This is a genomic window from Stenotrophomonas sp. GbtcB23, from assembly GCF_019091045.1.
Taxonomy (GTDB): Bacteria; Pseudomonadota; Gammaproteobacteria; order Xanthomonadales; family Xanthomonadaceae; genus Stenotrophomonas; species Stenotrophomonas rhizophila_A.
Genome location: NZ_JAGXKC010000751.1, coordinates 1 through 231 on the forward strand (window position 1 = coordinate 1; position 231 = coordinate 231).

The window sequence follows — 231 nt, forward strand, 5'->3', positions numbered from 1 at the left end:
GTGTTCCCGAAACTTTGGCGCCGCTGTTGGACCGCCTGCGCCCTGACTGGGTGGTCAACGCGGCGACATACACCGCCGTGGATCGTGCGGAAGTCGAGAGTGAGGCTGCATGGCGCACCAACGCCGAAGCGCCGGGAGTGATTGCGCGATGGTGCGCGGCTGAGCAAGTTCCGTTGGTGCACTTCTCAACCGACTATGTCTTCGACGGAAGTGCAGCGACGCCTTATCGAG

General features: G+C 62.8%; 1 protein-coding gene. It reads left to right on the top strand.

Annotated elements, in window-relative coordinates:
* A partial coding sequence (locus tag KVS69_RS20805; RefSeq protein ID WP_217540249.1) for a sugar nucleotide-binding protein occupies window positions 1-231 on the top strand: 231 nt, incomplete at both ends.